The sequence below is a fragment of the Agrobacterium sp. CGMCC 11546 genome (assembly GCF_013365515.1).
GTDB lineage: Bacteria > Pseudomonadota > Alphaproteobacteria > Rhizobiales > Rhizobiaceae > Agrobacterium > Agrobacterium fabrum.
In genome coordinates this window covers 519,847-541,334 of record NZ_CP047388.1, presented here as the reverse complement: position 1 = coordinate 541,334, position 21,488 = coordinate 519,847, and the positions used below count along the sequence as shown (strand labels likewise).

The 21,488-nt window shown below is 60.7% G+C and carries 19 protein-coding genes; 17 read left to right on the top strand and 2 right to left on the bottom strand.

Annotated features, from left to right (window positions below):
• Positions 1–57 precede the first annotated feature (57 nt).
• From GSF67_RS17260 to GSF67_RS17215, 10 genes are all read left to right on the top strand, one after another.
• Positions 58–2,700, top strand: a complete 2,643-nt coding sequence (locus GSF67_RS17260; RefSeq protein ID WP_035216571.1) for a PAS domain-containing protein — start codon at positions 58–60, stop codon at positions 2,698–2,700.
• Positions 2,701–2,721: 21 nt separating this feature from the next.
• Positions 2,722–3,081: a response regulator gene (locus tag GSF67_RS17255; protein ID WP_006315944.1), complete on the top strand. Its 360-nt coding sequence runs from the start codon at positions 2,722–2,724 to the stop codon at positions 3,079–3,081.
• A 344-nt stretch (positions 3,082–3,425) separates the two neighbouring features.
• The gene (locus tag GSF67_RS17250; protein WP_006315942.1) at positions 3,426–4,394 is read left to right on the top strand and encodes an MBL fold metallo-hydrolase; all 969 of its coding nucleotides are present in this window, start codon (positions 3,426–3,428) and stop codon (positions 4,392–4,394) included.
• 287 nt (positions 4,395–4,681) lie between these two features.
• A complete protein-coding gene (locus GSF67_RS17245) occupies positions 4,682–5,497 on the top strand; it encodes a DUF2189 domain-containing protein (RefSeq protein WP_006315940.1) in 816 nt (271 codons plus the stop codon).
• A 104-nt stretch (positions 5,498–5,601) separates the two neighbouring features.
• On the top strand, positions 5,602–5,988 hold the full coding sequence (locus tag GSF67_RS17240) for a cytochrome c family protein (RefSeq protein WP_006315939.1): 387 nt from the start codon (positions 5,602–5,604) through the stop codon (positions 5,986–5,988).
• 129 nt (positions 5,989–6,117) lie between these two features.
• Positions 6,118–6,933 (top strand): cytochrome c oxidase subunit II, encoded by an 816-nt coding sequence (locus GSF67_RS17235; RefSeq protein WP_006315938.1) that lies wholly within the window; start codon positions 6,118–6,120, stop codon positions 6,931–6,933.
• Between the two features lie 55 nt (positions 6,934–6,988).
• Positions 6,989–8,767 (top strand): cbb3-type cytochrome c oxidase subunit I, encoded by a 1,779-nt coding sequence (locus GSF67_RS17230; protein ID WP_006315937.1) that lies wholly within the window; start codon positions 6,989–6,991, stop codon positions 8,765–8,767.
• Positions 8,764–9,468, top strand: coding sequence for a cytochrome c oxidase subunit 3 (locus GSF67_RS17225; RefSeq protein ID WP_006315936.1), 705 nt, complete (start codon positions 8,764–8,766; stop codon positions 9,466–9,468). The genes GSF67_RS17230 and GSF67_RS17225 overlap by 4 nt, the downstream gene beginning before the upstream one ends.
• Before the next feature lie 108 nt (positions 9,469–9,576).
• Positions 9,577–10,299, top strand: coding sequence for a heme-copper oxidase subunit III family protein (locus GSF67_RS17220; RefSeq protein ID WP_035216567.1), 723 nt, complete (start codon positions 9,577–9,579; stop codon positions 10,297–10,299).
• A gap of 14 nt (positions 10,300–10,313) precedes the next feature.
• On the top strand, positions 10,314–10,646 hold the full coding sequence (locus tag GSF67_RS17215; protein ID WP_006315934.1) for a cytochrome C oxidase subunit IV family protein: 333 nt from the start codon (positions 10,314–10,316) through the stop codon (positions 10,644–10,646).
• An 11-nt stretch (positions 10,647–10,657) separates the two neighbouring features.
• Here the strand turns inward: GSF67_RS17215 and GSF67_RS17210 are convergent, their stop codons facing one another.
• Positions 10,658–11,704: a GlxA family transcriptional regulator gene (locus tag GSF67_RS17210; RefSeq protein ID WP_006315933.1), complete on the bottom strand. Its 1,047-nt coding sequence runs from the start codon at positions 11,702–11,704 to the stop codon at positions 10,658–10,660.
• 84 nt (positions 11,705–11,788) lie between these two features.
• Here GSF67_RS17210 and GSF67_RS17205 point away from each other — a divergent pair, with 84 nt between their 5' ends.
• The 6 genes from GSF67_RS17205 (at position 11,789) to purU (ending at position 19,281) form a co-directional block, all read left to right on the top strand.
• Positions 11,789–13,042: a sarcosine oxidase subunit beta family protein gene (locus GSF67_RS17205; protein ID WP_006315932.1), complete on the top strand. Its 1,254-nt coding sequence runs from the start codon at positions 11,789–11,791 to the stop codon at positions 13,040–13,042.
• 65 nt (positions 13,043–13,107) lie between these two features.
• Positions 13,108–13,428, top strand: coding sequence for a sarcosine oxidase subunit delta (locus GSF67_RS17200; protein ID WP_006315931.1), 321 nt, complete (start codon positions 13,108–13,110; stop codon positions 13,426–13,428).
• The gene (locus tag GSF67_RS17195) at positions 13,425–16,415 is read left to right on the top strand and encodes a sarcosine oxidase subunit alpha (protein WP_006315930.1); all 2,991 of its coding nucleotides are present in this window, start codon (positions 13,425–13,427) and stop codon (positions 16,413–16,415) included. Before GSF67_RS17200 ends, GSF67_RS17195 begins: the two co-directional genes overlap by 4 nt.
• A gap of 13 nt (positions 16,416–16,428) precedes the next feature.
• The gene (gene soxG / locus GSF67_RS17190) at positions 16,429–16,983 is read left to right on the top strand and encodes a sarcosine oxidase subunit gamma family protein (protein WP_006315929.1); all 555 of its coding nucleotides are present in this window, start codon (positions 16,429–16,431) and stop codon (positions 16,981–16,983) included.
• Between the two features lie 18 nt (positions 16,984–17,001).
• Positions 17,002–18,270 carry a serine hydroxymethyltransferase gene (gene glyA / locus GSF67_RS17185; protein ID WP_006315928.1) on the top strand — a complete coding sequence of 423 codons (1,269 nt, stop codon included), beginning with the start codon at positions 17,002–17,004 and terminating at the stop codon, positions 18,268–18,270.
• Positions 18,271–18,396: 126 nt separating this feature from the next.
• A complete protein-coding gene (gene purU / locus GSF67_RS17180; RefSeq protein ID WP_035216609.1) occupies positions 18,397–19,281 on the top strand; it encodes a formyltetrahydrofolate deformylase in 885 nt (294 codons plus the stop codon).
• Positions 19,282–19,355: 74 nt separating this feature from the next.
• Here purU and GSF67_RS17175 read toward each other — a convergent pair whose 3' ends face one another.
• Positions 19,356–20,585 carry an MFS transporter gene (locus GSF67_RS17175; protein ID WP_006315926.1) on the bottom strand — a complete coding sequence of 410 codons (1,230 nt, stop codon included), beginning with the start codon at positions 20,583–20,585 and terminating at the stop codon, positions 19,356–19,358.
• Positions 20,586–20,707: 122 nt separating this feature from the next.
• Between GSF67_RS17175 and GSF67_RS17170 the strand changes: the two genes are divergently transcribed.
• Positions 20,708–21,301 carry a TetR/AcrR family transcriptional regulator gene (locus tag GSF67_RS17170; RefSeq protein ID WP_006315925.1) on the top strand — a complete coding sequence of 198 codons (594 nt, stop codon included), beginning with the start codon at positions 20,708–20,710 and terminating at the stop codon, positions 21,299–21,301.
• Positions 21,302–21,488 lie beyond the last annotated feature (187 nt).

Sequence of the window (21,488 nt, the reverse complement as noted above, 5' to 3'; positions counted from 1 at the left end):
GGTTTCGGTTCAACGTGCATCACGGCGATCTCAAACATGATGGGATCGGGTTGAGGCATGTCGAGGTCCGCGGAAACGTCAGGGATGGATGGAGCGGGATCGGCAAGGCCACCCGATATAGATGCCGTTGAGGCAGCGAAGGTCGTCGAGCGCATCATCGGCAATGCCTGGGCGGCCGATGCCAACGGCAATTTCATTTATGTGACGCCGGCCGCACTCGCCTTTTTCGGCATAAGCCTTGAAAGTCTCAATTCCCAATCGGGCGAAAGCGCGTTCGGCTGGAAGCAGGTCATTCACCCGGAAGATTACGAGTCTGCCGCCGCTGCCTGGCGCCGGTGCCTGCGGACAGGCGAGCACTACAATGTCGAGCACCGCATGTTGCGGGCGACGGGCGTTTATGGCTGGGCGCGCAGCTCCGGTCAGCCTATACGCGGCGGAAATGGCGTGATCCTGGGGTGGTACGGTACGGTGATCGACATCGCTCTGGCGTCGCGGGAGGACAATCGCGACGATCCCTCCGCCGGTCGAACTCCGCATGATATTCTCCGGTCGATGGACACCGTCCATCCGCACGACCGCGCGGCGGTCGAGCAGGCGGCGGCACGAGCCTTCTTTCATGGCATCCCGCAGATCACCCGCTACCGCCAGCTTCAGGCGGATGGCAGCTATCGGCAGGTCGAACTCCGGCTCGAGCCGGAAAATGGCGTCAGTGCGGAGGTCGATCCGGCAATGACGCGGCAGGACGAGCCATGGATGAGGGCCAGTTCTTTCGGTGAGACGCGCAATGCGGTCCAGGCCGCTCTTGCCATCGAAAAACTTTATGGCGACGCCTGGGCGATCGATGCGATCGGGCAGTTTACCTATGCAACGCCTGCCTCGCAGAATTCGGTCGCGAGGGCGCTCGATGATCTCAACGCTCTGCTGGACGACAAGCCGTTTCTCGGTGGCGGCAGGCAGGGCTGGCAGCGTGGCATCCACCCCGACGACAGCGACAGGGCAGCGGAAACACTGCGCCGCTGCCTCAGAACGGGAGAACACTGGAATTGCGAATACAGGGCCGCGCGCGCCGATGGCAGCTATGTCTGGCATCGGGCTGCGGCGCGCCCGACGCGTGACGAGCAGGGCCGCATCACGGGATGGTATGGAACCGCGCTGGACATCGACGTGTATAAGAGGACGGAAGCCGCCCTTCGCGAACGCGAACGGCAGCTGCAGCAGCTTATCGACACCGTACCGGCGCTGATCTGGAGCACGATGGCGAACGGAGCGCCGGCCTATGTCAACAGGCAGTTCACGGAAGTGACTGGCGCCACGCTTGAAGATATGACGGCGCCCAATGGGTCACCGTCGCTTGGTGTCGTTCATCCGGAGGACAGGGCTGCGGCACGCGAGGCGTTTCTGCGTTCTGTCGAGGCTGGCATTCCCTATCTTCAGCGATACCGCCAGCTCCGGGCCGGCGGCAGCTATCGCTGGACCGAAACGCGCGCGGAACCGTTGCGCGATGAGACAGGCACGATCATTTACTGGTACGGCGTCAGTTCCGACATTCATGATCTCATAACCACGCAGGAAGCTTTGCGGGAAAGCGAACGGCACCTTCAGCAGCTCGTCGAAACGCTGCCTGCGCTAATTTATTGCGCTCTGCCGGATGGGAAACCCATCTATCGAAGCCAGCGGCTGCGCCAGTATCTTGGCTTCAATCTTGAAGACACGGACGGTTTCGGAAAATCCCGGCTGGATGGTACGCTGGATGCGGTCATCCATCCCGATGATCTCGCGGTGGTCAAGGAACATTATGCCCGTTCGCTGGCGACCGGCGAGCCCTATTTGCAGCGACATCGGCTGCGTCGCTTCGATGGCGTGTATCGCTGGGTGGAGACCCGAGCCTCGGCCATGCGCAATGGCGACGGTGAGATCGCGCAGTGGAACGGTATCTGCCTCGATATCGAGGATCAGGTGCAGGCGCAGGAGGAGCTGAGCCGCGCTCACGAAAACCTCGCGCGCTCCAGCCAGGCGGCCAGCCTTGCGGAATTGTCGGCCTCCATCGCGCATGAGGTGAACCAGCCGCTTTCGGCGGTGATGAATTATTCCAGCGCCTGCCAGCGCTGGCTCACCGCCGAACCGCCAAATATCGAACGCGCGCAGAAAACGCTCGAACGCATTGTCCAGAGCGCCAATTCCGCAGCCGATGTGGTGAGCCGTATTCGCGCCCTCTTCCGGCAATCGACGGATAAGCGGGATAGTACCGAGCTTGGCGCCGCTGTCCGGCAGGCCCGCGACCTGCTTGCGGAGGAGGCGGGCCGGCGGCGCATCAGGATGACTGTCGAAGGGGAAAGCGGTCTCCTGCTCGTGCCGTTCGACAGGGTTCAGATCCAGCAGGTATTGGTCAATCTCCTGCGTAATGGCATGGATGCCATGGCTTCCGTTGCGAACGAGCGTGTCCTTCAGGTCCGTGCTTTCCGGGCGGGCGACATGGTGCGGATAGAAGTCGCGGACCGGGGGAGGGGTGTCCAGTTTCCCGACAGGATTTTCGAGCCCTTTTTCACCACCAAGGATCAGGGAATGGGCATGGGCCTTGCGATCTGCCGTTCGATCATCGAGGCACATGAGGGGCAATTATGGGCGGAAAAGAACGAACCGATCGGCTCGAAATTCGTTTTTACCCTGCCGCTCGACATAGCAAAGATCCATGATCGGTAGCCGCTCCGGAGGGAAGACGATATGAACAGGCCTGTGGTGGCGATCGTTGACGACGACCCGAGGGTGCTTGCTTCATTGGTGGAACTGCTCGAATCGGCGGGATACGGAACTCAGAGCTTTCCATCGGGGGAGGCATTGCTGGCCTTCGGGCTTCAGGGTGTGGATGTGCTGATCACCGATATTGGCATGCCCGGTGCCGACGGGTTCGAGCTTCGCGATATTGTCCGGCAGGCGAGCCCGGAACTACCGGTCTTCCTGATGAGCGGACGGCACGAAATCGCCGACCAAGACCGGGGCATTGGCGGCTTCCTTCGCAAACCGTTCGACGGACACGCCCTGCTTGCTGCCGTTCGCGACGTCCTGGATATCGGGCGGGACTGAGCCCAACCCGATATTTGCCGCAGCTTCGTCTTGCACCAACATCATGGTTGTTGCCGCCGGCGCAGTTGATGGGAGAGCTAGCCGCTTGACCTTGAAGACAATCGCGCCGACCGAGGCCTCTGCCTTGGTGACAGATGACCTCGACGTGTCTCAAGGCCATTTTCGAAACGCCAGGGCGTCCATGGCTCAACGCTCGGTCTCGTAAACGAACGGAACAGTCAACCCTGTGCCTGGGGGTAGTCCTCCCCCTTCCTCAGCTCAATCGACCGTCAAAACGCATCTCCATACACTTCGCCGCATGGTTCGTGTCCCACGTTCCAACCCGCGCAGAACAGGAGCGCATCATGACGCAGACAGAAGCAAATTCCCGCAGGACGGGTCAGCAGGAGACAGATATGAGCTTGGACAACACCCCACATACCGGCAGGCCGGCACCCGAGGAACTGGTTCCATCGCGCTATGCGGTCAAGATCGGCGAGATCGAAGTGCTTGTCATCAGCGACGGCGTGCTGCCGCTTCCGACCAAGATGCTGGGACACAATGTCGATGCCGCAGAGCGCGCCGTCTGGCTGGACAACATGTTCCTGCCGCAGGAAGCTTTCGACTGGGCGCTGAACGCGGTGGTGGTGCGTAGCGGCGCACAGGTCATCCTCATCGATGCCGGTCTCGGATTGGATCCGGAATTGAACCTGCCTCGGGCCGGGCAACTGGTCAAACGACTGGAGAGCGCCGGCATCGATCTCGGGTCGGTGACCGACGTCGTGCTGACCCACATGCACATGGACCACGTTGGCGGACTGCTGGTTGACGGCGTGAAGGAACGGCTGCGACCGGATCTTCGCATCCACGTCGCCGCCGCGGAAGTCAAATTCTGGGAAGCGCCTGATTTCACGCATGTGAACATGCCGGCCGGCTTCCCGGATGCACTTCGCGCAACTGCCAAACGTTTCGCCAAGGAATATCAGGACCAGCTCCGGCTGTTCGATGACGAATACCAGGTGGCACCGGGTGTCGTCGTCTCGCGCACGGGCGGTCATACGCCCGGGCATAGCGTGGTCCGCGTTGCCTCCGGCAAGGACCGTCTGATGTTTGCGGGCGATGCCGTGTTCGCGGTCGGTTTCGAACATCCCGACTGGTTCAATGGCTTTGAGCACGACCCGGAAGAGGCCGCCCGCGTCCGCGTCCGGCTCTTGCGGGAACTGGCGGCGACAGGGGAGCTGCTGGTCGCCACCCATATGCCGTTCCCTTCGGTCGGCCATGTCGCTGTTGACGGCGATGCCTTCCGCTGGGTGCCGGTTTTCTGGGACTACTGACGGCCTGTTGATCTACGGGTCTACCAAGTGACCACATGCGATCGGGCAGCCAGCAGATCGCATGCGGTTTTTCGGGTCGCCGGTGCTTTGGCCCAATGCGCGTAGCCGGCAGGATCCTGTCGCCTGTGCCGGCGCAGACCACTGGTTTCTGCAACTTAAACAATAGGCGACAAAGGCGGCAGAATTTGATAGATTACAAGTCAGCCGGTTGCGGTTTGACGCACGGATAAAAGTCACCGGGCGTTCCTGTGCCGCCAGCCGGATCATGGCGCAGGAGGAGAAGTGCTATGACGGCATTCCATGTCATGGCCGGTGCGAGCGGAGAATATACTCGCCCGGAAGTCCGCAAGATTGGCGTTGCAGATATTGTCGATGCGTTGCGGTTGGGACTTGATGACTTCAAGGAGAAGCCGTCCCACTATGTCTTTCTCTGTCTTATGTATCCGATCGCCGGTGTATTTCTGGTGATGTGGAGTTCGGGCGCAAATCTGCTGCCGCTGATTTATCCGCTGATATCGGGTTTTGCGCTGATCGGGCCGATCGCGGCCATCGGTCTTTATGAAATCAGCCGGCGGCGCGAGCAGGGGCTGGATAGCTCATGGCGCCACGCGCTGGAAGTTCGCCACTCTCCGGCCATGCCGTCGATCATCGCGGTAGCCGTCATGCTGCTTGCGCTTTTCGCGGTCTGGCTGATTGTTGCGCAAAGCATCTATACCGCGACTTTCGACGCGGCCGGTCCCGTCTCGCTCTCGACATTCGTGTCGGATGTGATGACCACTTCACAGGGCCTTTCCCTTATCATCTGGGGCAATCTGGCCGGTTTCGTTTTCGCGGTCATCGTGCTGGCGACAACCGTGGTGACGTTCCCGCTGCTGCTTGACCGGGATGTCGGTGCAGTCGCGGCGGTGGATGCGAGCATACGCGCCACCCTTGCCAATCCAGTTCCGGTTATGCTTTGGGGCTTGATCGTCGCGGCATTGCTTTTCGTGGGCACGATCCCCGCCTTTATCGGCCTTGCGGTCGTCATGCCCATCCTCGGACATTCGACCTGGCACCTCTATCGAAAATTGATCGTCCCGGGTTATCCAGGCCATAAGCCTTGAATTCATAAAGGAAATCTATCCGTAGATCATCCTCCTTGCCGTTGCGGATCCCGCTCAAAGGGAACCGCCATGGTCGGGACGGCCATGGAGAGTGCGAGGATGCCATGTGGTATCGTTTTCTTCCGATCTGTCTGCTTTTCGCCATTGCTTTCCCGATCGAGGTCGGCGCACAGGAGGGCGATCCTGCCGCCGGGGCCACTGTTTTCAAAAAATGCGGCATCTGCCATGTCGCTGAAACGGACCAGAACAAAGTCGGCCCCTCGCTGAACGGCCTGTTCGGCAGAACTGCCGGCACACACCCGAACTTCGCCTATTCGCAGGCGATGCAGGATGTGGGAAAGGCTGGTCTGGTCTGGAACGAGACGTCGCTGCGCGATTATCTGCACGATCCCAAGGCGAAGGTGAAGGGCACGAAAATGGCCTTTGTCGGACTGAAGGACGATACCGACATCACCAATCTGATCGCCTATCTGAAGCAATATTCGAAGTAGCGGGAAAAAATGGGCGGGACGAGCCGCTGCCTTTACCGCAATTGCCCGTCCGGCCTGTTAATGAGATAATTCTAATATACTTCGCGACAGGCTCGTAGAGGTATTCGCGGCCGGGTCAGGGAGGAGACGATGGCTGTCGTTGTGGTTCTCGTTCTGCTGGTGGTGGGATCGATCGCATTCCACCTGCTGAGCCCCTGGTGGTGGACGCCGATCGCCTCCAACTGGAGCTATATCGACAATACGATCATCATCACCTTCTGGATCACCGGCTTTGTTTTCTCGGCCATCGTCCTGTTCGTAGCCTATTGCGTGTTTCGCTTCAGGCACCGCGCCGGGAACCGGGCGGCTTACCAGCCGGAGAACAAGCGCCTGGAAGCGTGGCTGGCGGGCGGCACCGGGGTCGGTGTGGCCGCAATGCTCCTGCCTGGCCTTTTCGTTTGGAATCAGTTCGTGACGGTGCCTGATGGGGCCAGCGAGGTGGAGGTCGTCGGCCAGCAATGGCAATGGAGTTTCCGGCTGCCAGGCGCGGACGGTCGGCTTGGACGGGCGGACACACGGGCCATCACATCGGACAATCCGCTCGGTTTGAACAGACAAGATCCCGCCGGAATGGACGATGTCATCGTTGAAGGCGGTGAGTTGCATTTGCCCGTCGGCAAGCCGGTAAAAATGCTGCTACGGGCGATTGATGTCGTCCATGATTTCTACGTTCCGGAATTCCGGGCCAAGATGGACATGCTCCCCGGCTCGGTTACCTATTACTGGTTTACCCCCACGCGGACGGGGACTTTCGAGGTTCTCTGCGCGGAATTGTGCGGCGTCGGACATCCGCAGATGCGGGGCACCGTCATCGTCGATACCGAGGCTGACTATCAGGCCTGGCTGGAGCAGCAGCCGACATTTTCGAAATTGCTGGCCTCGGTGGAAATGCCGGCGGTGAGATAAGCACCGTGCATATCGGAAGGAAAAGCTGCATCGCAGGGGATAGGGAGGATGGAATATGGTCGAGACTGGATCCGTTGCCGGGCAGCTCATCGAGCCCGCTGAAGTCGAGGACGTCGAGCTTTATCACCCGAAAAGCTGGTGGACGAAATATGTCTTCAGCCAGGATGCCAAGATCATCGCCATTCAATATTTCCTGACGGCCACGGCAATCGGCCTGGTGGCGCTGACGCTATCGTGGCTGATGCGGTTGCAGCTCGGTTTTCCCGGCTATTTCTCCTTCATCGACGCGGAACATTATTATCAGTTCATCACCATGCACGGCATGATCATGGTGATCTATCTGCTGACGGCGCTGTTTCTCGGCGGCTTCGGCAATTACCTGATCCCGCTGATGCTCGGCGCGCGCGACATGGTGTTTCCCTATGCGAACATGCTGAGCTACTGGCTCTATCTCTGCGCCGTCATGGTTCTGGTTGCTGGTTTCTTCGCGCCCGGCGGGCCGACGGGGGCCGGCTGGACGCTTTATCCGCCGCAGGCGCTGCTGTCGGGAACGCCGGGCGGGCGCGACTGGGGCATCATCCTGATGCTGTCGTCGTTGATCCTGTTCATCATCGGCTTCACGCTGGGCGGGCTGAATTACGTCGTCACCGTGTTGCAGGGCCGCACACGCGGTATGACCCTGATGCGTATGCCCCTGACGATCTGGGGCATTTTCACGGCGACTGCCATGGCGCTGCTCGCCTTCCCGGCGCTCCTCGTCGCCGCCGTCATGATGTTGTTCGACCGGCTGCTCGGCACCAGCTTCTTCATGCCCTCCATCGTCGAGATGGGCGAACAGCTGAAGCAGGGGGGCGGCAGTCCCATCCTATTCCAGCACCTTTTCTGGTTCTTCGGCCATCCGGAGGTCTATATCGTTGCGCTTCCGGCCTTCGGTATCGTTTCGGATCTCATCAGCACCCATGCGCGCAAGAATATCTTCGGTTACCGGATGATGGTCTGGGCGATCGTCATCATCGCGGCGTTGAGTTTCGTCGTGTGGGCGCATCACATGTATGTCAGCGGCATGAATCCGGATTTTGGCTTCTTTTTCGCCACCACGACGCTGATCATTGCCGTGCCGACGGCGATCAAGGTCTATAACTGGGTGCTGACGCTCTGGCGCGGCGATATTCATCTCAACCTGCCGATGCTGTTTGCGCTCGCCTTCATCGTCACCTTCGTCAATGGCGGCTTGACGGGCCTCTTCCTCGGCAATGTCGTGGTCGACGTGCCGCTTTCCGATACCATGTTCGTCGTCGCCCATTTTCATATGGTGATGGGAGTAGCACCGATCATGGTGATCTTCGGCGCGATCCACCATTGGTATCCGAAGGTCACCGGCCGCATGCTGAACACGGCAATGGGGCATATCCATTTCTGGATCACCTTTCTCGGCGCCTATGCCATCTTCTTCCCGATGCATTATCTCGGGTTGATGGGCGTGCCGCGCCGCTATTACGAGCTGGGCGAAACCGCTTTCATTCCACCGTCTGCGCATACGCTGAACATGTTCATTTCCGTTGCTGCGCTGATCGTCGGTGCGGCGCAGCTGCTGTTCCTGTTCAATCTCGCCTGGAGCCTGCGCTCGGGCAAACCGGCGGGCGGCAATCCATGGCGGGCGACGACGCTGGAATGGCAGACGCCGCAAACGCCGCCGGTCCACGGAAACTGGGGCAGGGACCTGCCTGTCGTTTATCGCTGGCCTTATGACTACAGCGTGCCCGGCGCGGATGAGGACTTCCTGCCGCAAAATCAGCCGGTGGCAACCGGGCCGTCCACGAGGGCCTCGCCATGATCGCCATTCTCATTTTCATGGCGGGCATCACGGGCGTCATCGGCTGGTGGATGGCGGGACAGCGGTTAACCTCGAAACCGTGGCTGGAAGCGGGATCGGCGGGCGATACGCCGCAGCTACAGGGATCGCCGGTGGTGATCGCCAAACTCGGGCTCGGCGTTTTTTTGGGTGTCGTCGGTGCGTTGTTCGCGCTGCTCATCAGCGCCTATCTCGGCCGCATGGGCGGCGCAGACTGGTGGGGTATCCCGATCCCCGGCCTTTTATGGGCAAACACCGCCGCCCTTGTCGCCAGCAGTCTGACGCTGCAATGGGCGAAGACCGAAGCCGGTACCGTTCACCGCGACAGGCTGAACGCGGCGCTTGCAACGGCTTTCGTGACGGGCCTTCTCTTCGTCGCCGGACAGATCATGGCCTGGCGCCAACTGACCTCCGCAGGTTACGTGCTGGCGGATAATCCATCGAACAGCTTCTTCTACATGATAACAGGGCTGCACGGCCTGCATATAGTGGGCGGGCTTTTCGTGCTTGGACGCGTCACGATCCGCGCCCGGGGCGCACCCCTGTCAGCACGGATACGCCTTGGCGTGGAGCTGTGCGCCATCTACTGGCATTTCATGCTGGTCGTCTGGCTCGTCCTTTTTGCGCTTTTCGCCGGCTGGGCAAACAGTTTCGTCGATCTCTGCAGTCAACTGGTCAGCTAAAGCGGCGGGAGACGAAATGGTCCCGCCGTTCTATTTTCTAAGCATCGGATTTTCCGGACATGAAACCGCTACGCACTTTTACCGGAAATCCTCTAGGGAGTGTCGATCATGACCGTATCCGTGGAAAGACCAGCAAATGATCCGCATCTGCGGCCAACGGGACTGCGCGGCGTCGCCGCCGATCTGTCGTCGGACCAGCGGGCGTTCAAGAACGTCTCCTGGGGCAAGGCGATGATGTGGATCTTCATCCTGAGCGACATCTTCATTTTCGGCTGTTTTCTACTGGCCTACATGGCGGCGCGCATGTCCACCACCGTCGCCTGGCCCAATCCGAGTGAGGTTTTCGCCCTGACGATCGGCGGCAGGGAGATTCCGCTGATCCTGATCGCCATCATGACCTTCGTTCTCATCAGCAGCAGCGGCACGATGGCCATGGCCGTCAACTTCGGATACCGCCGCGATCGCCGCAAAACCGCGGCACTGATGGTCGTCACGGCGGCACTCGGTGCAACATTCGTCGGAATGCAGGCTTTCGAGTGGAGCAAGCTGATCGCGGAGGGCGTGCGCCCCTGGGAAAACCCGTGGGGTGCCGCGCAATTCGGCTCCTCGTTCTTCATGATCACCGGCTTTCACGGCACCCATGTCTCGATCGGTGTGCTGTTCCTCCTCATCATCGCGCGCAAGGTATGGCGGGGAGATTTCGATGAGGGAAGGCGCGGATTTTTCACCAGCCGCAAGGGGCATTATGAGGTCGTCGAGGTCATGGGCCTTTATTGGCACTTCGTGGATCTGGTGTGGGTCTTCATCTTTGCATTCTTCTATCTGTGGTGAGTGAGGATGGCATCATGGCAGAGCAACAGACACAACACGGACAGCAGCATCCGATCAGGCTTTACATGGTGGCCTGGGGGCTGCTTTTCGTCCTCAGCACCTTCTCCTACCTGGTCGATTATCTCGGCATTCAGAGCTATGCCCGATGGTCGCTGATCATCCTGTTCATGCTGCTGAAGGCGGGGCTCATCATCGCGATCTTCATGCATCTGGCCTGGGAACGGCTGGTCCTGATCTATGCCATCCTGCTTCCCCCGGTCCTGGTGCTCGTCTTCGCAGCCCTGATGGCCTCGGAATCCAGCTATACCGCCTTCACCCGGCTGACCTTCATGGGCACCGGTTCGTAGACACCGGCCATTCAGGAATGGGGAAGCAGCACGCCGACGGCGAATTCCTCGTCGGTTGCCGTGTGGCCGGCCTGGGTCTTGCGATATTCGCTGGGGGTAAAGCCGCGCTCGGTCCTGAGCGTGCGGGAAAGATGCGGCGCGTCGCAGAAGCCGGTGGCAAGTGCTATCTGGGTGATCGGGTCATGCGTCGTGCGCAGAAGTGACAGGGCGCGATCCAGCCGGAGCTCGAGATAGACCTTTGACGGTGTCGCCTTCAGGTCATTGAGAAAACGCCGTTCGAGGCTGCGGCGGCCAAGGCCGAGGTCGTGGGCCAGTTCCAGCACCGTTCTCGGAACCTCGATATTCTGCTGCATCCGCAGGATCGCCTTCTTGACCAGGGGGTCATTGGCCTTGCGCGCGCTCTGCTGGCCGGGTTGGGGTTTTTCGCCGCTCAGCGCGCTGTCGATCATCATGATGTTGAGGCTTTTGATCGCGGCGGACTGGCCGACATGGCGCTCGACGAGAAAGGCCGCCAGATGCGCGGCGCCATGGCCGCCGGAACAGGTCAGCCGGTCACGATCAATGACGAAGATCTGGTCGGAGACCATTTGCACCGTGTCGAAACGGTCCAGAAAATCCTGGCGGTGAAACCAGCTCACGCAGCAGCGATAGCCATCGAGAAGGCCCGCTTCGTGCAGGATGAAGACGCCGGTGCAGAGTCCGACAATCGGAATGCCCGCCGCCGCCCGATCTTTCAGGAAGCGCAGCGCTTCCGGTGGCAGGGCGCTGTGGTCGCTGATCAACCCGCCGACAACGACGATATAATCGTAGTGTCCGGCATCGATCAGCCGCGTATCCGGTTGCACCTTCACGCCGCAGCTCGACTGCACGTTGGCGAGCGTTGCCGAGAGCACCGACCATTCACACAGGATCGGCCGGGAGCGGTCGGCCTCGTCTGCGGCAAGGCGCAGCACATCGACAAAATTCGCGAAGGCCGACAGCGTGAAGCGATCGGCAAGCAGGAAGGCGACGCTGAGGCGTTTCTTGGCGCGAGGAGAGGTCATGGCGCAAATATTCATGCAAACAGACGCGATTGTCCAGCCGGGGTTGGGCAAATGCTCCTAGATTTTATGACATGAGCTTTCCAACCACCGGGTCCCGCTATGACGCGTTTTAATGCCTTCAATCTTTTGCGGAATGCCCTGACCGGCAACAAGAACTGGGATGAGCAGTGGCCTGACAGCCAGCCGAAAGCCGAATATGACGTGGTCATCGTCGGCGCCGGCGGCCATGGTCTGGGCGCGGCCTATTATCTGGCCAGCCAGCACGGCATCACCAACGTGGCCGTCATCGACAAGGGCTGGCTCGGCGGCGGCAATACCGGCCGCAACACGACGATCATCCGCTCCAACTATCTCTATGACGAGAGCGCTCGTCTTTATGACCACGCCGTCGATCTGTGGGAAAATCTCAGCCAGGAACTGAACTACAACGTCATGTATTCCCGGCGCGGCGTGCTGATGCTGGCGCATAATGTGCACGACGTGCAGAGCTTCAAGCGCCATATCCATTCCAACCGCCTGAACGGTGTCGATAATCGCTGGCTCAGCGCGGAAGAATGCAAGGAATATTGCCCGCCCTTGAGCCTTGCGCCCAATGCCCGTTACCCTGTCATGGGCGGCGCATTGCAGGAGCGTGCTGGCACGGCGCGCCACGATGCGGTCGCCTGGGGTTATGCGCGCGGTGCCGCCGCCCGCGGCGTCGATATCATCCAGAACTGCCCGGTCACCGCCATTCGCCGCAATGCCGATGGCTCAGTTGCCGGTGTGGAAACGGCGCGCGGCTTCATCAAGGCGAAGAAGGTCGCGGTCTCTGCCGCTGGCCACACATCTGTTGTCATGGATACGGCAGGCGTGCGTCTGCCGCTCGAAAGCTATCCGCTGCAGGCGCTGGTATCGGAGCCGATCAAGCCGATCTTCCCCTGCGTGGTCATGTCCAACGCGGTGCATGCCTATATCAGCCAGTCCGACAAGGGCGAGCTGGTGATCGGTTCGGGCACGGACCAGTACACCTCTTATTCGCAGCGCGGCGGCCTGCCGCTGATCGAGCATACGATCGCGGCCATCGTCGAAATCTTCCCGATCTTCAACCGCATGCGGATGCTGCGCAAATGGGGCGGCATCGTTGATGTCACGCCGGATCGTTCGGCCATTCTCGGCAAGACACCGGTTGACGGGCTCTACGTCAATTGCGGCTGGGGCACGGGCGGTTTCAAGGCCACGCCGGGCGCTGCCCATACCTTCGCCTGGACCATTGCCAAAAACGAACCGCACCCGATCAACGCGCCGTTCACGCTGGAACGCTTCCGCTCCGGCCGCCTGATCGACGAGGCCGCCGCCGCCGCCGTGGCGCATTAATTCACGCATTTTCCGGACGTAAAACCGCACCGCACTTTTACTGGAAATGCTCCGAGGATAACACCATGCTGCTGATCCGCTGCCCCTATTGCAACGAAACGCTGCCCGAAGCCGAATTCACCTATGCCGGACAGGCCCATGTCGTCCGTGCCGCCGACCCGTCGTCGCAGAGCGATGAACAATGGGAGGAATTCCTGTTCATCCGCGAGAACGTCAAAGGTCCGCATTTCGAGCGCTGGCGGCATCTGCATGGTTGCGGCCGCTTCTTCAACGCCGTGCGCGACACGGTGAGCGATCGTTTCCTGACGACCTATCGCGCGGGTGAGCCGCGCCCTGAACTGTCTTCCCTGACACGGTCACCAGCAAGCTCCGAGGTGTCGAAATGAACTCCTATCGCGTTTCCGGCCGCGGCCGGGTGGATGCTGCCCGTTCCGTGAGCTTCACCTTCGACGGCAAGAGCTACCGCGGCGTCAAGGGCGATACCGTTGCTTCGGCGCTTCTCGCCAATGGCGTGCATCTGATGGGCCGCTCGTTCAAATACCACCGCCCGCGCGGCCCGGTGGCGGCGGGTTCCGAGGAGCCGAATGCGCTGATCGGCACCCGCCGTGGCGCCGGTCAGTTCGAGCCGAATACCCGCGCTACGGTGCAGGAAATCTGGAACGGGCTGGAAACCACCTCGCAGAACAAATTTCCGAGCCTGAATTTCGATATCGGCGCTGTCAATGACATGGCCTATATGCTGTTTTCGGCCGGTTTCTACTACAAGACCTTCATGTGGCCGAAGAGCTTCTGGAACAAGGTCTATGAGCCTTTCATTCGCGCGGCCGCAGGTCTTGGCGTGTCTCCGACGGAAGAAGACCCCGATACCTACGCCTCGCGCAACCTGCATTGCGATGTGATGATCGTCGGTGGCGGTCCCGCGGGTCTTGCAGCCGCGCGTGCGGCGGCGGTCGATGGTCTGAAGGTCGTGCTGGTCGATGAAAATGCCGAAGCCGGCGGCACGCTGCTGTCCGAACCCCAGGCGAAGATCGACGGCAAGCCCGCATGGACCTGGCTGGCGGATGAATTGAAGACGCTGAGGGAACAGGGCGTCAAGGTGATGACGCGCACGACAGCGATTGCCTATTACCACCAGAACATGATCGGTCTTTGCGAAAAGCTGACCGACCATCTCGAAACCGTGCCGAAGGATACGCCGCGCGAACGCCTGTGGCGCGTTCGGGCGCGTCAGGTGGTGCTAGCGCAGGGTGCACTGGAAAAGCCGCTGGTCTTCCACGGCAATGACCGGCCGGGCGTGATGCTCGCAGGCGCTGCCCAGACCTATCTCAACCGCTACGGCGTCAAGGTCGGAAACCGCCCGGTGGTGGTCACGAGCCATGACAGTGCCTGGTATGCCGCTTTTGATCTTCACGGTGCCGGCGCGCGCGTTCAGGCCATTGTCGATACCCGTGCCAAGGTGCGCGAGGAACTGGTAAACGAGGCGCGTGCGCTCGGCATTCCGGTCAAGCTGTCGCATACGGTCACGGCGACGTCGGGACGGTTGCGCGTCAAGTCGGTTCGCGTCAATTCGGTGAATGGTTCGACAGTCGCTGCGGGACAGGAGATCGCCTGCGACGCGGTGCTGATGTCGGGCGGCTGGACGCCGTCGCTGCATCTCTTCTCCCATACGCAGGGCAAGCTTGCCTGGGACGATGAGCGGACGACCTTCCTGCCTGCCCTCACCAATGAGGATTGCTTGATTGCAGGCGCCGGGCGCGGGCTCTGGGGCATCGAGGCCGCGCTGAAGGATGGCGCTGAACGGGGCCGCGAAGTCGTTGCAGCACTTGGCAAGACCGCTAATGTTTCCAGCCATGCGGTGGAATATGATCGCACCGGCAGCGGCGTCTCCCACACCGAACTACTGAGCGACCGCGACGCCGGCAAAGCCAAGGCCTTCGTCGATTACCAGAATGACGTGACCGCCAAGGACCTGCGGCTCGCTGTGCGCGAGGGCATGCGCTCCATCGAACACGTCAAGCGTTATACGACCAACGGCATGGCCACCGATCAGGGCAAGATGTCCAACATCAACGGCCTGAACATTGCGGCGGAAGCCCTTGGCAAACCCCAGCCGCAGGTGGGACTGACCACCTTCCGCCCGCCCTATACGCCAACAACCTTCGGAGCCTTTGCCGGGTATCATCGCGGCGAGCATTTCGAGGTGACGCGCAAGACGCAGATCGACAGCTGGGCGAAGGAGCATGGCGCGCTCTATGAGCCGGTCGGGCAATGGCGTCGCGCCTGGTATTTCCCGAAGCCGGGTGAAGACATGGACGCGGCCGTCGGCCGCGAATGCCGGGCGGTGCGCCAGAGCGTCGGCATTTTTGACGCCTCGACGCTCGGCAAGATCGAAGTCGTCGGTCCTGACGCGGTCGAGTTCATGAATCGCATGTACACCAACCCCTGGACGAAGCTTGCGCCCGGCCGCTGCCGTTATGGCCTGCTGCTTGGCGATGACGGCTTCATCCGTGACGACGGCGTCATCGGCCGCATGACCGAAGACCGTTTCCATGTCACCACCACGACAGGCGGTGCCGCCCGCGTGCTGAACATGATGGAGGATTACCTCCAGACCGAATGGCCCGATCTCAATGTCTGGCTGACCTCGACCACCGAACAATGGTCGACCATCGCCCTCAACGGTCCGAATGCGGCAAAGCTGCTTGCGCCGCTGGTGGAAGGCGTCGAGCTGACCGAAGAGGCCTTCCCGCATATGTCCTGCCTGGAATGCGCCGTGGCCGGCATGCCGGCGCGGTTGTTCCGCGTCAGCTTCACTGGCGAGATCGGCTTCGAGGTCAATGTGCCGGCACCTCTCGGCCGCAAGCTGTGGGAAATCCTGTGGGAGGCCGGCCAGCAATATGGCATCACGCCTTATGGCACAGAGACAATGCATGTGCTGCGCGCCGAAAAGGGCTACATCATCGTCGGCCAGGATACAGACGGCACGGTGACGCCTTATGATGCAGCGATGGGCTGGGCTGTCGGCAAGAACAAGCCCGATTTCGTCGGCAAGCGCGGCCTTTCCCGCCCCGATCTCGTCGCAAAGGGCCGTCGCCACCTCGTCGGCCTTCTCACCGAAGACCGCTCGAAGCTGGAAGAAGGCGCGCAGATCGTTTTCGATGCGAAGCAGCCGATCCCGATGAAGATGGTGGGGCATGTGACCTCCTCCTATCATTCGGATGCGGCCGGCCAGCCGATTGCGCTGGCGCTGGTGGAAGGTGGGCATGAGCGGATGGGCGAGACCGTCTATATTCCGATGCTGGACCGCACCATTGCCGCAAAAATCACCGGGATGGTCTTTGTCGATCCCGAAAACACCCGCCTGAAAATCTGACCCGGAGATGACAATGAACATGCGCGTTTCCTCCCCCTTTCCCGGCGTGCTGGCCGAGAGCAAAGCGGCCCGGGTTAGCATCCTGGCCGCGCAGGCGCGGTTGTCTCTGCGGGCGCGCGGCGATCTGGCACCGCTCGACGCCGCCCTTGGCCTGAGCTTGCCCGACCGGATCGGCGCCCGCGCCGCCTCAGGCGAAACCGAGGTTCTGCGGCTTGGTCCTGACGAATGGACTATCCTTGCGCCGATTACCGAAACTGACCGGCTGATCGCCGCCTGCGCAGGCGTTTATGCCAGCCATCCGCACAGCCTCGTCGATATTTCCGGACGCGAGGTGACGCTGCTGATCGAGGGTCCGCAGGCCGCCGAACTGCTGACGCTAGGTTGCGCCCGCGACATCGAGACCATTGCTATCGGCGAGGGACGTCGGACGATTTTCGACGGCGTGACCGTGGTGCTGTGGCGCGATGCGGAGAACCGTTTCCGCGTGGATGTCTGGAACAGCTTCGTGTCGCATCTTGGCCATTTGCTTGAAACCGGCTGCAAGGAACTTGCAGCTGATATCGCCTGATTCTGGGAGGAGAAAACCATGCTCAACCGCCTGTCACACAATGCCGTTTCCGACACGGTGATCGCTGATGCCATCGCCGAGGAACTCGACCGCCAGAAGACGCAGATCGAGCTGATCGCCTCGGAAAACATCGTTTCCGCCGATGTTCTGGCGGCACAGGGCTCGGTGCTAACCAACAAATATGCCGAGGGTTATCCCGGCAAGCGTTATTACGGCGGCTGCGAATTCGTCGACAAGGTCGAACAGATTGCGATCGATCGGTTGAAGCAACTCTTCGGCGCGGAATTTGCCAATGTGCAGCCGCATTCCGGCGCGCAGGCCAACCAAGCCGTGTTCCTGGCGCTGCTGCAGCCGGGCGACCGCATCATGGGGCTTTCGCTCGCCCATGGCGGCCACCTGACCCACGGTTCGCCGGTGACGATGTCCGGCAAGTGGTTCGATGTCGTCTCCTACGAGGTTGACCCCGAAACCCACCTGATCGACATGGAGAAGGTGCGCGAGAAAGCGTTGGAAACGAAGCCGAAGCTGATCGTCGCCGGCGCTTCGGCCTATCCGCGCCAGATCGATTTTGCCGGCTTCCGTGAGATCGCCGATGAAGTGGGCGCATATCTGATGGTCGACATGGCCCATTATGCCGGGCTGATCGCCGGCGGTCACTATCCCAACCCCGTGCCCCATGCGCACGTCACCACCTCGACCACCCACAAGACCCTGCGCGGCCCGCGCGGCGGCGTAATCCTGACCAATGATGCCGATCTCGCCAAGAAGCTGAACTCGGCGGTCTTCCCCGGCAATCAGGGCGGCCCGCTGATGCATGTCATCGCCGCCAAGGCCGTGGCTTTCGGCGAGGCACTGCGCCCGGAATTTTCCGATTACGCCGGTCAGGTCATCGCCAACGCACAGGCGCTGGCCAAGGTGCTGATACAGGGTGGTCTCGGCATCGTCTCGGGCGGAACCGACAGCCATATGGTGCTGGTCGATCTGCGCCCGAAGAGCGTTACCGGCAAGATTGCCGAAATCGCGCTGGAGCGGGCGGGACTTACCTGCAACAAGAACTCCATTCCCAATGACCCGGAAAAGCCGTTTGTTACCTCAGGCATCCGTCTTGGCAGCTCGGCCGGCACCACCCGCGGTTTCGGCACGCTCGAGTTCGAAAAGATCGGTGCGCTGATCCTGCGTGTCATCGATGCGCTGGCCACGAATGCCGAGGGCGACAGCGCGGTCGAGGCCGAGGTGCGGGGAGAGGTTGCTGCACTCTGTGAGGCGTTCCCGATCTACGTCTCGTAAATCACTTCGCCGGTCCTGAATATAGTCGGGACCGGCATCCAGTTTATGGCCGGAGGGTCGTTTATGGACGATCTGCGCCGCGGCGCGGGCGATCTGTCCGTGCGTGCATCAGTCAGGGAGCAGGATTTGAACACCTATATCATGAAAGTCTCATGCCCGGCACGCAGCGGTATCGTCGCCGCTGTCTCCGGTTATCTCGCCAGGTCCGGCTGCAATATCAACGACAGTTCGCAATTCACCGATCAGGAGACCGGCCGGTTTTTTATGCGGCTGAGCTTCATTTCCGAGCAGGGATCGGGACGGGAAGCGCTGCTTGACGGGTTCGGTTCCGTCGCGGCCGATTTCGATATGGACTATGACATTCACGATCTTTCGCAAAAAAAGAAGATCGTGATCATGGTCTCACGCTTTGGCCATTGCCTGAACGATCTGCTTTATCGCTCCCGCATCGGCGCGTTGCCGGTAGAAATCGTTGCGGTGATCTCCAATCACCTCGATTACCAGAAACAGGTGGTGAACGAGGATATTCCTTTCCATCACATCCGCGTCACGCCGGAAACCAAGCCCGAGGCGGAAGGGGCGATCCTGCAGGTGGTGCGCGATACCGGCGCCGAACTCGTGGTGCTGGCGCGCTACATGCAGGTTCTGTCGGACCAGCTGTGTCAGGAAATGTCCGGCCGTATCATCAATATCCATCACTCCTTCCTGCCGTCCTTCAAGGGCGCCAACCCTTATAAGCAGGCCTATGAACGCGGGGTGAGACTGATCGGCGCGACCGCCCATTATGTTACCGCCGATCTCGATGAAGGCCCGATCATCGAGCAGGATACGATCCGCGTGACCCATGCCCAGAGCGGGATGGATTATGTGAGCCTTGGACGGGATGTGGAAAGCCAGGTTCTGGCGCGTGCCATCCACGCCCATATTCATCAGCGGGTCTTCCTGAACGGCAACAAGACGGTGGTTTTCCCTGCATCACCCGGCGAACATGTCTCCGAGCGTATGGGCTGATCCCGTAGTCTCAGCCCATACAGTTGCGGTTTGTCTAGCGAGGTTTCGCAGCGGAAGACGTCTGTCGTCTCTTCTTATTCGGCGGGCTGCTGCACCGCAGATGCCGAACACGAATCCCGTGTTTCTCCCGACAGGCTGCGCTGACCAAGGCCGATGATGGCGACTGTGGTCAGGCTTGCGGCAACCGATACCCAGAAACCGTTGTCCGGGCCGAAATTGTCGATCACCCAGCCGGAGATGAAGGCACCGAACGCCATGCCTATGCCAATGCCGGTCATGACCCAGGTGACACCCTCCGTCAGCATCGATTCCGGCACGCGGCGCTCGATCAGGCCGAATGAGGTGATGAAAACAGGCGAGATTGCCACGCCGCTTAAGAAGACGGCAAAGGCGAGCAGGGCAACGCTGCTATTGGCGACGAGGAGTGGCAGCGCGGTGAGCGCCAGCACGCTGACGGCGATCAGCAATTGTCGCTGCAACGGCATTTTCGGATTTATCGCGCCGAGAGTGAGGCCGACCACGAAGGAGCCGATGGCATAAACGCCGATGACGAGGCTGGCGGCTCCGGGTTGGCCAAGCTCCTTGGTGATCGCGACGGCGCTCACCTCCGCCGTGGCGAAAGTCGAGCCGACGAAAATCAGGGCGAGCGTGATGATCTGGACCGGGCGCAGGAAGATGGCCGAACGCTGTCTGTGTCCGCTTTCCACCGGCCGCACCTTCGGTTCGGTGGAGCGTTGCAGCAGGAAGGCAAAGGTGCCGAGCGCCAGAAATGTGGTGCTGATCATCATGCCGGCTTCCGGAAACAGGGAAACCGCAAGGCCGACGGAAAGCGATGCACCGGCGATATAAACAAGCTCGTCGGCGGCGGATTCAAAGGCGAAAGCCGTATTGAGTTCCGGCCGGTCGCGGAAGATTTCCGTCCAGCGGGCGCGCATCATGGCTGGAATGCTCGGCATGGCGGCGGCGAGGAAGGCGGACAGGAACAATGTCCAGGCCGGCCATCTCTGATTTGTCGCGGTGATCAATGCGGCAAAGGCGATGACCGAGATGATGGTGGCGGGGATGAGGACGCGGCTCTGCCCCATGCGATCCACCAGCCGGGAGATTTGTGGTGCCGCAGCCGCATTGGTCAGGGCGAAGGTGGCCGAAACGGCGCCGGCCAGCCAATATTCGCCATGGGTCTGCGACAGCATGGCGACGATACCGATCGGGGCCATGGCAATGGGAAGACGGGCGAAGAAACCGGCAGCGGAAAAGCCTTTTGCACCTGGAGCGCGGAAAATTTCTCTGTATGGATTAGACATCGGGATGCACCTTGTTCAACGGGTGTCCACCACATACATACGTGGCGTATGTAAATGAGATAATTGCATACGAGACGTATGTCAACTAATATACGCTTCGTATGTGAAGATTGGAGAAAAGAGTGCGCAAACCTCGCAGTGAAATGATTGCCGAGACGCGGGCGAAGCTTCTGGCTGCCGGCCGCAAGGCCTTTGGCAGCATCGGTTATGCGGAAGCTTCGATGGACGACTTCACCGCTGCGGCAGGTCTCACCCGCGGCGCGCTCTATCACCATTTTGGCGATAAAAAGGGTCTGCTGATGGCCGTTGTGGCCGAGATCGACGCGGAGATGACAAAAAGGCTCTGTGATATCTCCTCAAGCGCCGAGACCCGGTGGGAGGGTTTTGTCGAAGAGAATGTCGGTTATGTGCGCATGGCGCTCGAACCGGAAATCCAGCGGATCATGTTTCGCGACGGGCCGGCTGTGCTTGGCGATCCATCCCGCTGGCCCAATGCCAACGGCTGTATCTCAGCCGTTGCGCGCAGCCTCAGCGCGCTGAAGGAAGAGGGCACCATCGGCGACATCGATCCGGAGGCCTGCGCCCGCTTCATCAATGCGGCAAGCAGTAGTGCTGCCCAATGGATCGCAAATTCCGACGACCCCGAAACGACCTCGAAACGTGCGGTCGCGAGTTTCCGGACTTTTCTGGAGGGGCTGCGGATCAGGAAAGGCTGACAGGCCCCGGCTACAGCTTTCAGTCACCCTACGCATCCATCATCCCCCCCGAATCGAAGGCTCGCCGATTTGCGCGCTGACCTTATTCGTCTGCGAATGATGAGAAATCGCAGGCGTCTCGATACAGTTTTTCCGTCGCGAAGAAAAACCTGCCGATCCGGCGGATTTCTATTTACTTTTGCCGAAG